Annotated in this window: 13 protein-coding genes; all 13 read right to left on the minus strand. The window is 35.7% G+C overall.

All coding sequences use genetic code 11. From position 1 onward, the window contains the following. Nucleotides 1-4: 4 nt before the first annotated feature. On the minus strand, nt 5-865 hold the full coding sequence (locus HCK02_RS10765; protein ID WP_246215583.1) for an ABC transporter ATP-binding protein: 861 nt from the start codon (nt 863-865) through the stop codon (nt 5-7). 113 nt (nt 866-978) lie between these two features. After that, nucleotides 979-1,788 carry an ABC transporter permease gene (locus HCK02_RS10770; protein ID WP_167630116.1) on the minus strand — a complete coding sequence of 270 codons (810 nt, stop codon included), beginning with the start codon at nt 1,786-1,788 and terminating at the stop codon, nt 979-981. Continuing rightward, on the minus strand, nt 1,785-2,840 hold the full coding sequence (locus HCK02_RS10775; RefSeq protein WP_167630117.1) for a hypothetical protein: 1,056 nt from the start codon (nt 2,838-2,840) through the stop codon (nt 1,785-1,787). Before HCK02_RS10775 ends, HCK02_RS10770 begins: the two co-directional genes overlap by 4 nt. Before the next feature lie 17 nt (nt 2,841-2,857). Then, nucleotides 2,858-3,655: a hypothetical protein gene (locus HCK02_RS10780; protein WP_167630118.1), complete on the minus strand. Its 798-nt coding sequence runs from the start codon at nt 3,653-3,655 to the stop codon at nt 2,858-2,860. A gap of 18 nt (nt 3,656-3,673) precedes the next feature. Next, nucleotides 3,674-4,003: a hypothetical protein gene (locus HCK02_RS10785; RefSeq protein WP_167630119.1), complete on the minus strand. Its 330-nt coding sequence runs from the start codon at nt 4,001-4,003 to the stop codon at nt 3,674-3,676. Nucleotides 4,004-4,013: 10 nt separating this feature from the next. Then, nucleotides 4,014-6,161 (minus strand): glycosyltransferase, encoded by a 2,148-nt coding sequence (locus HCK02_RS10790; protein ID WP_167630120.1) that lies wholly within the window; start codon nt 6,159-6,161, stop codon nt 4,014-4,016. 9 nt (nt 6,162-6,170) lie between these two features. Then, nucleotides 6,171-8,342: a CgeB family protein gene (locus HCK02_RS10795; RefSeq protein WP_167630121.1), complete on the minus strand. Its 2,172-nt coding sequence runs from the start codon at nt 8,340-8,342 to the stop codon at nt 6,171-6,173. Beyond that, complete coding sequence (locus HCK02_RS10800; protein WP_167630122.1) at nt 8,303-8,815, minus strand: hypothetical protein; 513 nt, start codon at nt 8,813-8,815, stop codon at nt 8,303-8,305. Before HCK02_RS10800 ends, HCK02_RS10795 begins: the two co-directional genes overlap by 40 nt. Beyond that, nucleotides 8,805-10,049 carry a glycosyltransferase family 4 protein gene (locus tag HCK02_RS10805; RefSeq protein WP_167630123.1) on the minus strand — a complete coding sequence of 415 codons (1,245 nt, stop codon included), beginning with the start codon at nt 10,047-10,049 and terminating at the stop codon, nt 8,805-8,807. Before HCK02_RS10805 ends, HCK02_RS10800 begins: the two co-directional genes overlap by 11 nt. After that, nucleotides 10,049-11,242: a glycosyltransferase family 4 protein gene (locus HCK02_RS10810; protein WP_167630124.1), complete on the minus strand. Its 1,194-nt coding sequence runs from the start codon at nt 11,240-11,242 to the stop codon at nt 10,049-10,051. Before HCK02_RS10810 ends, HCK02_RS10805 begins: the two co-directional genes overlap by 1 nt. Nucleotides 11,243-11,329: 87 nt before the next feature. Beyond that, nucleotides 11,330-12,604 (minus strand): nucleotide sugar dehydrogenase, encoded by a 1,275-nt coding sequence (locus HCK02_RS10815; RefSeq protein WP_167630125.1) that lies wholly within the window; start codon nt 12,602-12,604, stop codon nt 11,330-11,332. Nucleotides 12,605-12,619: 15 nt separating this feature from the next. Then, nucleotides 12,620-13,096: a DUF4352 domain-containing protein gene (locus HCK02_RS10820; protein ID WP_167630126.1), complete on the minus strand. Its 477-nt coding sequence runs from the start codon at nt 13,094-13,096 to the stop codon at nt 12,620-12,622. 157 nt (nt 13,097-13,253) lie between these two features. Next, nucleotides 13,254-15,356 (minus strand): immunoglobulin-like domain-containing protein (locus tag HCK02_RS10825; protein ID WP_343034608.1); only part of this gene is annotated, 2,103 nt, incomplete at its 5' end.

Consider the following 15,356-nt stretch of genomic DNA (forward strand, 5'->3'; position numbering starts at 1 on the left):
AATTTTATGTACTTTGCCAAATTTCCCAAGTACTGATGGCCAGAATAACTAATAAAATGCTAAAAATACAGATTGGTTGCCATATTTTTGTTTTTTTTCGGTTGTTCGATTTCCAACTAAGTGTTTTCTTCTGTGCATTCATCATTTCCTGCTGTTCTTTTTGACGTTCAGAACGTGATTTCTTGTTAAAATGATGAATAAATTTACTGTATTCTAAACAAACTTCTTGGCTTTCTCCAAATAATTTTAATTGCCCATAGTGAAGCCAAGCCACTCTGTCAGAGATTTCTCGTACCTGGTTGGCCGCATGACTAACAAAAAAGATTGTTTTCCCTTCACGTTTAAATCGATCAATTTCTCGTAAACATTTCTGATAAAAAGTTTGATCCCCTACTGACAGGGCTTCATCAATAATCAATATTTCTGGATTGGTTTGAATCGCAATTGCAAAACCCAGTTTTGCCCGCATCCCACTTGAGTATTGTTTTAGCGGCTGATAAATGAAGTCATGCAGTTCGGTAAATTCGATTATATCTTGAATACGCTGTTTAATTTCGACTGGTTTAAAATCCATTAACAGCATTTTCAATTTAATATTTTCGATCCCTGTCAAATTGGGTTTCAACCCTGAGTTTATAGCTAAAAGTGAGGCTGCGCCATTCCGCTTGATTTCTCCACTTGTTGGAGCTAAATGACCTGCTATGAGACTTGCTAATGTTGATTTCCCTGATCCATTCAGACCAATTAGTCCAATACATTCTCCTCCTTTAACCTCAAAACTGATATCCTCTAAAGCTTGAAAATAGTGGTTCTGTCTTTTTTTAAAGACCGAAAATATAACTTTATACCATTTTTTTCGTTCCATCAAAAATAGTTTGCTAACATGATCAACTTGAACAGCTGTTTCGAATTGAAATCTTGAATTAATTCCTTCTTTCAGTTTTACTTCCCTACCCACTTGCATTTCTTCTCCTCCCATTACATATACTCCACAAAATCGGCTTGATATTTATTTGTCGTATAAACGCCTGCCACTAAAATAATCAGTACAAACGAAAAAAAATACACAACTCGCCAAGGCTCATCAAAAAACCATCCACGTGAAAGAAGTGCGTCTCGAAACCCCTCGATAACATATACAAATGGGTTTAAAATTAATATTTTTGTGAGCAATGATTCTGGATGGGCTGTGACATTGACAACTGCTCCGGAAATAAAGAACAGCAGTCGCATTCCTGCACTGATAAAAAGTTGTAAATCCCGAAAGATAACGGTGATTGCAGATGTCATTACCGCTATTGACAATAAAAGTAACAGCATACAAAAAAAGTAGTAAATCAGTTGTATCCATTCAATTGTAGGAAAAAAACCTTGACTGATAAAAAATATAAGAAATAAACCTAGCATAGAGAAAAAGCTGTTCAAGCCTTTTACAACAGCGATCGTTGGTAAAATTTCAACTGGAAAGTGCGTTTTGGCAATGAGTCCCAAATTTTGGCAAATAGAGCCTGCACCTAATACGATGCTCGAACTTATATAAAACCATGGAATAAGTCCGATTAACATCCAATAAATATAAGGGACATCTGTATGAATAACAGTTTGACCATTTAAACGAATGCCAAAAACAAGATAATAAATCACAATCTGAATGGCCGGACTTAAAAATTCCCAAAACAAACCAAACATGTGATTCTGATGATTTGCCTTTTGATCAAATTGAGCGATGCGTATGACTTTATCGATATTTAAAATTTGAATTTTCCCCCATGACAGCAAAGGCTTCAATTTCGTTCCTCTTTTCTCATGACTATTTCCTGAACTCTTTCCAATAAAAATGGTGTAAAATAAAGTCCGGTATCACTGTGTTTCTCATATCTTCCAAGATCCAGAGTATAATTAACCTTTTTTTCGTTAAACAACTTAAATAGCGGCTGGAGATGCTGCGAATAATGAAAATCTCCTTCGCCCACATGAAAATGCAGTTCTGGAAATACAGTTTGCCGTGCAACTTGATTTAAAATTAACCCATTCCAAAACAATTTTCCAAATTGCAAATCTTTTCCAAGTAAGCGGTTATAGCGTTGTCTCATCGAGTCTGAATTTGCACGCTGCTCCAAATATTTCGCAATATAAACTTGTGGTGCTCCAACCACAGCTTTTCCAAAGTGATATTTGAAACTATAATAAAGGGCTGCTGCCCCCCCTTTGCTAGAACCTGTTGCGATAATATTTTCAGGTGGAATCCGGTATTCATTTGCAATCATTGTAATGAGAGCTATGACACTTCTTTCAAAATCCTCCTCACCACCAAAACCCACATAATAGCAAAATTGATCCAGATAAGAATCTAAAATAAATAATTTATGTGTTTCGATCGGGGCTAGCGTCCGTATATGATTATAAACTGGTGGACCACCTCGAAATTCTGTCGAATAGAGACCCGAAAATGAAAGGATTAAATAACATGATCCCTTCTTACCCTCCTGAAAAACATATTTAACAGGATTATCACTAAAGAAAACCTTTTCTTTAGCAAAAGTGATTTCAATTTGTTCTCCGTGAATTGCATCGATCCACAAAAGATTAGACAACTCATTAAAAACAATCTCTCCGTTTTCTTTAATAAATAAACGAATTTGGTAGGATCCGCTGTAAATAGGCGTAACTGAAAAGCGCACACTTGCCCGAGCATCCTGATACCAAATTCGTTCAGTAATGTGATTATCTTGATAGACATAGTAGGCATATTCATAATTTTTCCCAAAGCTTTTCTTAATGTCAAAGGCCATAAAAAGTTTATTTTGCTTAAATTCAAGTTCACCCATTTTCACTTTCAACCCAAACACCTCTCTTTCTATTCTGCTTTTAAAATGTAACTATCTATCCCTAATTGAACCGCTTCCTGCTCCGTCCGAGTGGTCTCATCTCGAATCAGATCTTCCAAAACCCCAAAAATAAATGGGGTATACTGATTCACAAGCCTTGTATGTCGTTCATTACTCCTGTTACAAAACAATTTACTCGCTATGCCCATTCTTTGCAGGAACTCTCTATATTGCAGGAGCGGCTTAAACTGAATATCCAGTAACCCTGTATAAAAATAAATTGCAGATGTTGTTTTTTGTTCATATAACCGAGGCGAATAAAAAATCTGATTTACCTGCTGCTCAAAAACAGGATTATCAGCAAAAAATAAACGCTTCTCGTCAGGGCAAAGTGTATTAATAAAATCTGCTACATGAATTTGTGGCACTAACGAGAAAACGTGTGTAACAAGAGGATTAATTAATCCATATAGCAAAGCGCCTGTCCCACCTTTGCTTGATCCAAACGTAATGACTTTTTCATAGCCGTGAGATTGAATAAACGTAGTAAGTTCCGCATTCAATTCTTCATAGATCAAAGTTCCTGAATCAATGAAATACCAACCGTATACACTTGAAAAGTGGTCTTTGATAAAAAGATAATCTGCTTCCTTCACACGCTCCGCAAATTTGATCCACGTATATCGCTCATGCATTTCTGCAACTTGTTTTTGATCACATTTGTTATTGAAAATCGCTGGAATCGCTTCATTTAAAGGTTTTGCAGCATTTTGGAAAACAACTACAAGTGTTTTGCTACCGTTTTGAAAATGTTTGCCGTGTAACATCTATCTGCACGCATCCCTTCAAATATCTACAATTTGCGTTTTTTGAATTGGTTGACTTGTTTTGGTAGTGATTTCATTCGTCTCATTATGTTTAACAAAAACTTTCACTCGGTATTCACCGCCTTCTGAAAGTTTTACTTGATTTGTATCAAATAGTGTATATTTTGATTTAGCTACTGCCTCTACCTGTCCTTTTTTATAAACATAAAACGCAAAAGAATAAGATGATTTCAATTCATTTTTTGCAATTAGACATTTTGTTTGCAGATTGTCTCCTGTTAAAAAAACTTCTACACCTTGAATCAATTCTGTTCGTTTTTCCACTTTCTTTTTCATTCTTTTTTTCATCTCTTTCTCCTTAAACTGTTTTTTGGACCATCTCAATGATAAGAGCCTCAACTTGCTTTACGATTTTTTTTCGATCAAATTTTTGCCATGCATATTTTTTTCTTTCTTCCACATCCGCTTTCTGCCATTTTCCTTGCTTAACAGCAGTAACCGCTTCTTTTACAGTCGAAACAATATAACGTGATTGATATACTGTATCAGCGCCTTTCCAGTTTCGAATAATCGGGATTGATCCGCTAGCCATAGCTTCAGAAATCGAAACATGCGACCCTTCGTAATCACTTGGTGAAAGTAAAAAGCCTATTTTCTGAAGCCATTCAGGTATATCGTTGCCATGTGGATCAAAAATGACATTTTCCCGCCAGGAAGCTTGTTCAATTCGCTTCGAAACCGCTTCATAATAGTCTCTTTCTTGCGACCTTGCCATCAGCCAAGAAACCTCTTCCGGTCTTTTGCCTTTAATAAATAATTTATATTGTTTATTTTCTTGCCATAGCGCTTCAAATACGTCAAGCGCTAAGTCTACTCTTTTCCGTGCCGGTAAAATACCACATATCCCTAAATGGAAGCGACTATCTTCCAGCTTAAATAAATCAAGTTTTTCAGCATCAATCAGGTTGTCGATATAGCTCATTTTATACCGCGGAATTTGAAAAATATTGTAAAATTCTTCCAGCATATATGGTGTGATAACGATAAACTGGTCTATTTTATTCATATCAACAAGTCGAAGAAACTTTAAATCTTTTTCCTGGAAATGGAGGCGTGCAATCAATCTTTGATGTTCTTTTTTATGCTCAGCATACCAAACAAGATTTCCTAGTCCCCACTCGCAAAAAATAACATCTGCCCATTCGAGACATTCTTTGCTGTGTTTTTCATCATGCTTTTCGTGTGATGAAAATACATCTAGCTTCACTTCGAAAGCTGGATTTTCTTTAAAATACTCAATTAGCATTGTAGCAAACTTTAAATCATGTCCAGCAAAAACAATTTTTGTTGGAGTATTTTTGAATGACCAAATAAAGGTCTTTAGCCGTCCATAAGCCGCTTTAAATGTAAAATACTGGCTAGCATCATAAATTTTAATTGCTGCTTCTCTGTATAAATCCTCATCACGTAAGACCATTTCTGTCTTTTCGATAAAATCGTCTTCTGTTTCAACAAAGAGCGGATAATTTTTTCCAAGCAATGCCTCGTGCATTTTTGTTCGTCTTACTAGAGCTGGTTTGCCCAATCTACCATATTCAAGCAATTTACTAGATAACTCCACACTTTCATCATTATCAAGCGCTGCACTTCTCCAACTAATTCCAAGATCGGCTTCTTCAATCAATTTTTGACATTCCTCTCTCGAAATAGCTCCAACCCAATCAATTGCTTGCGTATCATTGAGTTCTTGTTTTATTCGAAGCTGATTTTCCCGTTCTCTTAAGCGATCCTGAAATTTATCTCCTACAACCTGAGTGTGGATTCGGCTGTCACGAGCTGCTAATTTTTTGGTTACAGAGATAATCTCTTCCGTATGCCAATCTTCATGAAATTTACCACTATAGATAAGCCTAGAATGCTTGTTTCTGAAAGTCGGCTGAATGTTGTTGTCAGGTATCATCGGATACAACAGCTGAATTTTATCTCCATTAACCTGAATAAGCTTTTTAAAGGCTTCTTTTGTTTCTTTCGTTTGCAGAAAAAGATGATCAAAATGCTCATAAACGCGTTTTAAATCTGCTCGTTCTTCTTTTGTAGAGCGCTCATCATGTTTAAAATCAGTTAAGTAAGGCACTGTGATTTTCTGAAAAATTTCATACTTCATAATTTCTCGAACCAAATTAAAGCCCCGTACAATCACTAAGTCATAATTATTCTCCTCATGAAGTTGCCGCATAATTCGGACTGCTTCAGATACAGAAAGTCTCGTGTTTTTAGAAAAAATCTGATGACTAAATTTGTTAAAGGGCTGAATACAATGGACATTCGAAATCTCCTTTAACGCACCCGTTAAATTTGTATTTTGCTCTTTTGCTTTAAGTAATAAATCCACTTGTATATTTGGGCTTAGTGCTAGCATTTGCGCCATGGACGTCAACCAAACAGCAGAACCATCCATGAAGTTTAAATCAATATCTCCATACAATAAAATACGTAATCTGCTCATCTTGTCCCCCTATATCTCCACTTGATTAAACCACTTCTTATCGAAAGACGTAGCTTTCTCAATAAAATTAAACCGATTAATACTAAACATTTTAGCTCCAAAACGTCCGTAAATCGCCAAAGTCTCATCTTTAGCAAAACTTTCTAGTAACTTTTTCATATTTTTACGGAATCTATAATCGGTTCGCACAATCGAACGAGATGGGATTAACTCATTTACAAATTGATATTCCAGATCATTTTTCTCTAGTGCTAATTTTTCACCATCTGCTTGGAAACAAGTCGCCTTCCCAATAAAATCTGCATCCGTATAAACAGAAGCCAACATAAGGTCCTCTAAATAATACTGCCCGTAAAAATGTTCTTTATTAAATAAAGTCATGAAATCTGTACCTAACAGTTTTTTATAATCCGTATAATTTTCCATGTATGAAAGTAAATAACAAGATACTTGTTCCGTTTGATAATGATTATAGATGAAATTGATATTCGAAAAATCTTCCACACTTCGAATGAACAAAGCGAGTTTTTTATTTTGATAACTTTGTTTCTCAAACATTGCAATTGCTTTTTCAATCTCACCTTCAGAACGAACAATTGCCATCACACATACAGAATTTGTAGAAACAGGTAAATGAACTCCCATATTTTCTAATAGATAGTTCAAGCGATGTTTGTAAGTATGTTTCCCATAAATTTCACGAATTCCCTCTAAAGATTTTCTAAAATAAGCTCTCTCATCTTTTAAAACCGTCTGCATCTGCGCACGTAATTCATCTGGTTTTTCCGATATCATGACAAGGTTTCCAAATATGCGCTCAATGCCTTCCGAATAACTGCTTAAAACAGGTGTTCCCGATGCTAAACCTTCAAATACGCGCCTCGAGAACATTGTCGGTGAATGAATAACACTATTCACATTCAGCATAAACCGATATCCCTTGTATGCCTTATCGATCTCATCATAGCTCAAACTGCCAACTACATTCTTATTAAACTTTTCTGGAAAGCGGAATTCAGGCTCTGGACGTTCAAAATTCCGATCGTAGATGACTAATCCAAATTCTTGGCAGATCTCTAGCATGGTATCCATAATTTGCCTTCTTTCCAAATGGCGATTAGCATAATAAGAACCTGCAAAGCATATTTTATTCTCCCGTGCTTCGGCTAATTGAATTGGATTATGTCGACTCGGTTCTGCTGCAAATGGTAATGCAAACACATTTTCATGCTTCGCTTGATTTTTATAATCTGGGATTTTATTTGCATCAGTCGTATAAATGTAGTCAAATCGTTTAGCGGTATCGATAAATTTGTCATAATGAATTGGGTCTTCTTTATTCCAAAACACAGTCGGAATTCCCCTCTCCCTACACCACTTTAGTAGTGCAAACAAACTTTCACGACTTACATTTGCATATTTCCCTATTTGATACTCCCATGCTCTCGAGTTTCCATGCCAAGCTGACTCAACAAATAGAAAATGAGGGGGATTTTCACTTAAAACAGTTTTCCAATTTTCAGGAGTGAAAGTAATAAGTTCTACTTCTTTTTGAAAATTCGTCATCGTGAATTCATCAAAAATACACGCCACTTTCAATTCACGAAACGTTTTTACTTGTTCAATTGGATTCGCGACAATTTCTTTTACTTGCTTTTTCTCAAAAACTCGTTCAATAACTGCTTGTTTCACACGAACAATGCCTTTTCCTGTAATTTTAAATGCCAAGCGAAGATATTTTGTATTCTTACCCACGGTCAAGTACTGCTCCTTCTCTAACGAAACTAGCGTTGTTTTTTCTTTCGCACTTTTACTGTATTCAATAATTGCCAGTTTTACTGACAGACCTTCTGAATACTCAGCTTGAAGATGTATAGCAATTGTTTCTTCAGGCAATACTTGTATCATATGTTTTGGCAATCTAGAAAAAGCCACATTCGTTTCTATAAAAGAGGTATAATTCGCGCGATCATCCGCATTCGCGAAGCATAGATCGCCCTCAAGCATATACGCATGTAGCCCTTCTTGCTCAACATACCACCAATTCTTATCGTTACAAAAGTCTGTATCTGAAACCAATTTTGGTCGTATATCAGAAATAATTTCGGTTTGGAACTTATTTAACTGTTGATAAAAACTTGCTATTTGTTTTTTAATGTTATCTTCTTTCGAAATTTCCAATATTTCCCAGTCCATTTCATCATTTTTGTATTCATCATTTTATGATGTTTTTCTAATAAAACTTGTAATGCCTCTTCTTTTTTCAGCAGCTTTTCTTTCATGTCATCTCGCTCACTTGTAAGATCCGTTAATTCTTCCGAAATACTGATCAACCAGTTCTTCTGATCCTCAATAAGTGTAAAAGTTCTCTGTTTATATTCGCTTAATTCTGCTTGTTTTTCTTTCCATTGTTCGCGAAAACTATTTTCTTTTTTTATAGCATTTTGAAGGACCTCAAATTCCGAAAAAATTTTTTCTTTTTGTTTAGTCAAAATTTCATTTTCTTTAGTAATTTTCTGCAACTGTTGCTTATATTCGTATACTTCACTTTCTAAACGTCTATTTTCTGACCTAAGCGAAATTTCTTCATTAATATGAGTTTCCGGCTCCAACTCAATAGGTGCCTTGCTTATTTCGCTTTGTTTATGCATCATTTTTCCCATCCTTACTTAATTTCTCATAAATTGCTAAGAATTTAATTTTCTCCTTCTCCCAATTGTAAATTTTTCTGGCTTCTAAGGCATTTTCTTTCATTTCATTCCATAATTCTCGGTTCTCAACCAAATAATTCACGCCATTGGCAATAGAAACCGGATCAGCTGAATCAACAAGTATTCCTGTCCTTTCCCGCTTCACAATTTTTTTCATTTCAGGAAAAGAACACGCTACAACAGGTATACCTGCCATCATGTACTCAAATAATTTATTGGAAGCGGCAGAAAAATGATTAAAGCAAGTATTGTTTAATAATTGGAAGCCTAAATAAGCTGACCTTGTATACAGCGGCAGTTCCTGAACCGGTACTTTTTCTAAAAATTTTACTCGATTTGTTAAACCTGCTCGCTTTGTCTCATCTTTTAAACTTTTTTTAAGTTTCCCATCACCAATAAATACTACTGTTCCACACTTGATAAGGGGTACAGCTTCCAGCAATTTTTCTAGCCCTCGACCAACTTGTAATCCACCTTGATAAATTAAAATAGGTTCATTTTCAGGTATATTAAGTTTTTTATGCAAGTCTATTTTTGTTAGATTTTCGTCAAAAAAAGGATAATTATAAATGACTTCGGGGGTAAATCCATAAATTCTCCGAATATACTTTGCCCGTGTATAATTTTCATGAATAACACAATCAGGATAGTTAATAAATGCCTTTTCAGCAATTTGATAAATTCTTGAATCATATCCCGAACGACTTGTATTTACTTCATGGGAGTCAAACACTAGTTTTTTATGTTTGCTTTTCGCACATATGATACCTTGAAATAACGTATTTAAATCATTCACATGATAAATATCTGTTTTAGCTTTCATACCTAAAACAATCATTTTACTAACCAAAATTGATTTACGTATCAAAAAACGCAATTTTGTTTTAGAAAATAATAAAAGTAAAAATGCAAATACAAGTCCTATAAGAGGCGCTATATAAGCTATAAATAATGCAATTAAATAAAGCCACTCCACACGAAAAGGTAATACGCGGTCATCAACTCGATGTATATGAAACCCTTCTCCTCGCTTTTCAATAGCTGGTTTATGTTTACTCTTTAGTGCAATTAAATAGACACTATAACCCGCTTCCTGAAGTGCTGTACATTCCCGAAGCACTCTCGCATCATTTATAAATTCATTCCAGACAAACATTGTGACCTTTTTTTCCATCACTAATCCTCAAAAATAATTTTGTACAACAAACCTTTGTTTATCTGCCAATTAAAGTTTTGTTGAGCATACTCATTTCCTTTTTTTCCATAAAATTTTCGTAGCTCTCGATTTTCAATTAACTCAGCAAGCCCTTCTGTTATTTCGTGCTGTTCCTCTTTGTGGAAAACAACTCCCGAATGGGCTTCTTCAATAATGCGTTTTGAATAGCCAGAAGCGATGGCGATAATAGGTAGAGAAGCTCCCATATAGTCAATCAGCTTTCCTGGTATGACCGTTTCAAACACTGGATGTTCTTTTAACCCGATATAAGCAATATCGGCTTTCTGAAGCCTTTTCCATACCCTTCTTCGTGACTCCGGGGGTTTAATAATAATATTTTCGAAACCTTTTTCATTAATTTTTTGTTGGATTTCCATATAGTTTCTTCCATAACCAATTAGTAGAAATCTTACTTTTTTATTCATTCGAAAGCTTTCTGCAAGGTAAAATAAACTATCTATATCTTGAGCTATTCCCATATTTCCTGCATAAACAATTGTAATTTTCTCCTCTTGTTTCGAAGCAGGCACTAGCGTAAGTTCGAAATCTGTGAGACCATTTGGTAAAAAATAAATTTCCCGCTTGTCACCGACAATTTTTTGAATATACCCGACAAAACCTTCGCTATTAATGATTAATTTATCCGCCCGATGATAAATATGTTTTTCTATCGGATAAGATAGATAACGAAGAATTTTTGGAAATACCCCTTTTAACGCCCTTAACGTTTCCGGCCATAAATCACGAATATCTACAATAAATTTCGCCTTAAATTTGCGCTTAGCCAATAGACCAATAAAAGGTATAGAAAGTGGCGGGGAAGTTACAAAAACGATATCATAACTTTCTGTTTCTCTAATAATCAATTTTAAAAAACAAAAAAGAACTTCTAAATACAACAAGAAACGACGAAGAAAATTTTTTTCAAAGTTAGCGCTTGCTGTTTTGATACGTTTTATTTTTATATTACGAGGGATCTCTTCCCAAAAATCTGCCTGACTATAAAGGTCTTTTTGCGGATAATGAGGTTCTGTTGTCCAAACAGTTACATCAGCAACTTCATTTAAAGCATGGCAAATTCCCTTCATTCGATTTGCAGCACTTCCAATTTCGGGCGAAAAATTCTGTGTAATAATTAATATTCTTTTTTTCAAATTGACCGCACTTCCATTTTCATAGAAAGAAAGGTAGTTATTTCAGTAGCTTCTTGTTGCATCCCCACAACTCCCTAATTTTTTATTTTAAGATTCTAATAAATGATATTCTATCTCATAAATATTTCCCAAATTAAAGTAATGGTTATCTTCTTTGTAGAGCTCTAAAACATTTTTCGTATCAACTACAATAGCTTGATTAGTCTTTGAAAAATCATTTGATGATAACTGCTTAAATTCACTATGATCCGTTAATACTAATACCAAATCTGCTTGGTATAGGGCTTGATTTAAATCTGGTTCAACGAAATCTGCTTGAACATGTGGATCATATGCAACAACATCAAAATTAGGGTTTAATAGCAGTTTTTGATAAATTTCAATAGCCGGACTTTCACGGATATCATCGATATCTCCTTTGTACGTAAGACCCATAACTGTAATTTTTGCTCTCACTTTGTCAGCTAAAATATGTTCTGCCTTTTTAATGACAAAATCTGGCATAGACGTATTAATTCCTCTTGCGGTTTGAATAAGCGGCGACTCTTCTGGAGCTTTTGCTGCAATAAAATATGGATCAACTGCTAAGCAATGCCCTCCAACTCCAGGTCCTGGCGAGTGCAGATTAACTCGCGGATGCTTGTTTGCCATCTCAATCACTTCAAGAGCATTGACACCGATATGATCGCATACTTTGACAAGCTCATTTGCTAAGGCAATATTTACATCACGATACGTATTTTCCATAAGCTTTGACATTTCAGCAACAGAAGCTGTCGTTTCTAGTAATTCACCTTTCACGAACACACCATAAACTCTTTTTCCTGCCGAAGTACAAGCAGGTGTGACTCCACCAATAATTCGATTATTATAAATCAATTCTTGAAGTACCTCTCCAGGCAGTACTCGCTCTGGGCAATGTACAAGGAATATATCTTCTCCAACGACAAAACCTGCTCTTTCAACCAAAGGCTTTATAAAATCTTCCATAGAACGGGGGGCAATTGTTGATTCGACAATCACTGTGTTGCCCTGCTCTAAACAAGGTATGATCATTTCAACCGCAGACAAAACATAATCTAAATTACAAGATTTGATTGGATCTTCATGATTAGGCGTTGGAACAGAAATGATAAATACATCTGCTGGTTCAGGGGTCAGCCCTACGCGAAATCTCTCTTTTTCTATCGCCCTATTTAAAGCATCTTGCAAACCTGGTTCCTCAATGTGAACTTGACCATTCTCTAGCATCTCAACCACTTTCGGATTAACATCAATACCTAAAACATCCTGATTGTGATTGGCAAACATAACAGCAGTCGGCAAGCCAATATAACCTAATCCTAAAACTTCAATCTTCACGATATCTCCTCCAGATTACTCAGCTTCTGGGACTGTGACATCCCAACTTGCCGCTTCTTTTTGATTAACTTCATAAACTAGCTGCCCTTTTTTCACCGATTTCGGTAATTCAAAAAAAGCACTTCCTGTTAGTTCTTTACCTTCCTTAATTACGTCTCCAAAGTTATTCCCCTGAGGATAGACATCATAGGTTTTTTTGTCAGCTTTAATCTTAAAGTCCCCAGCACCAATACTTACTTCGCCGGAATCTTTGTTTTTAATAAGCATTTTAATCTCAACCATATTTTTATTACCTTTTGCACTATCTGTCGTGCTGATTGAGTTAATTTTGATATTCATATTGTTAACTGTTTTCGAGACAAATTCCGTCTTTGTTGAACTTTTTTTCTCTTCTTTATCTTTAGCATTTGAATCATTACTACAAGCAGCTAAAACTGACAATACTGCCAACAAAAGCAGCGATAGTAAGATGCCATCTGTTCTTTTTTTCATTGATAAACCGCTCCCAGCCTGTACACAAATTCATTGTACACAGATCAAATTTAGTTTTATTAAACCATTGCATCTATAAAATCAAGCAGTAGCGCTTGTACTCGAATAACTCGTTGAGTACAAACGCTTCCTGTTGATTTATTTTAATTCTGCCTTGTTATTCTGTAAGCGTTACAGTAGCTTCAGAAAGAACATTTCCTAAAGTATCTTTTCCATATACCTTTACAGTATCCGTAATACTTGTTACTTGGCCTTTAAGATAATATTTATACGTATTATCTGCCAAAACTGGAATAGCTTTGAGTTCTGTGCCATTTACTTCTACAGAAACACGAGAAACATCTCCTGTATAAGTACCAGTTAAATAGCCATCTGTAATTTTGTAACTGTCTGCAGCAATTGTGCCTGATACCTCAGATAAAGATAAAGGTACTTCTGTTACTTGTCTGCCATCTTCTGCATAACCAATCATGGTAACTGTATCATCTTTACTTGTAATTAGATTCGCAGCGTAATACTTAATTTGATTTCCTGTTGCAGGAATAGTAGCTTGTTGTGTACCATTAACAACTAGAGCAACTTTAGTTACATCACCTGTATAGGTACCCGTTACATAAGTGTCATTTCCTACTTTAAATGCATCAAGCGTAATGTCTCCTGTTACTGGAGCCAAGCCTGCAATTGATACAGGAACGCGGTTTAACTCGTTACCAAGTGAGTCATATCCAATAGCATAAACTTCATCATCAGCACTTGTAATTAAGTTCTTAGCATAGTATTGATATGCATTATTCGTCACTGGGATAGCCGATTGAACTGTGCCGTTCACTTCTAATCCTACTCGAGCTACATCACCCGTATAGGTACCCGTTACATAGGTATCCGTTCCGATTTGGAAGGAGTTAGCTGTGATTGTTCCGTCAGCAGTATAAATATTTAATTGTTTAGTACTAACTACTTTGCCTGATGAATTCAATCCTTCAACCATCACAATATCTGTTGCTGACGCTACAATGTTTTTAGCGTAGTATCTCAACGTATTACCAGAAACTGGGATTGTAGAATATGTTTGATCAGCTTTTGTGACACGAATTTTTGCAATATCCCCTGTGTAAGATCCCGTAATATAACTATCTGTACCTAATTTAAAGGAATCTAATTTAATTTCTCCCGTTGTATCAGCCTTCGTTGTTATTTTTACCTCTTTGCTGTCTAACAGATTTCCTTGTGCATCATAACCCTTTACAAGAACTTTATCTGTTACTTGGAGGATTCTATTATTCGCATAATAACTAAATGTTCCATCTGCTTGAACCGGAATTTTAGAATACTCTGTGCCATTTACAGTGATGCTGATTTTTGCTACATCCCCTGTGGTTGTTCCTGTTACATAGTTGTCTGTACCTTTTTCAAAATCATTCGGAACAACTGTACCAGTCGTTATTTTTTGGACTACATTTACCAGCTCGCGATCCAATTCTTTTCCATTGGCATCTAGAGCAACCGCATAAACGACATCTGTAGCACTTGTAATTAGATTTTTAGCATAGTAGCGATACGTATTTCCTGTTACCGTAATTGCTTGTTTCGCTTCATCGTTGACTACAAGTTGAACTTTCGCCACATCACCTGTGTAATTACCTGTAACATAACTATCCGTACCTAATGCATAATCATTTGTTGCAATTGTTCCTGCAGTTGGTGTTTTCACATTAACTTGGACACGGTCTAATTCTTTGCCATTCGCATCTAGCGCGACCACGTAGACTTCATCTGTTGCGTTTAAAATCTTGTCTTTCGCATAATATTGATATTCATTACCTGTTACTGTGATCGCTTGTTTTGCCTCGCCATTGACCACAAGTTGAACTTTTGCCACATCACCCGTATAGTTACCTGTTACATAACCATCTGCTCCGATAGTAAAATCATTGGCTGTAATTGTCCCTGCAGTTGGTTTCTTCACATTAACTTGAGCACGGTCTAATTCTTTGCCGTTTGCATCTAGCGCGACCACGTAAACTTCATCTGTTTCGTTTAAAATCTTGTCTTTCGCATAATATCGATATGCATTACCTGTTACTGTGATTGCTTGTTTCGCCTCACCATTGACCACAAGTTGAACTTTCGCTACGTCACCCGTATAGTTACCTGTTACATAGCCATCTGTTCCAATAGTAAAATCATTGGCTGTAATTGTCCCTGCAGTTGGTTTCTTCACATTAACTTGAGCACGGTCTAATTCTTTGCCGTTTGCATC

The organism is Listeria valentina, from assembly GCF_011800755.1.
GTDB classification, from domain to species: Bacteria; Bacillota; Bacilli; order Lactobacillales; family Listeriaceae; genus Listeria; species Listeria valentina.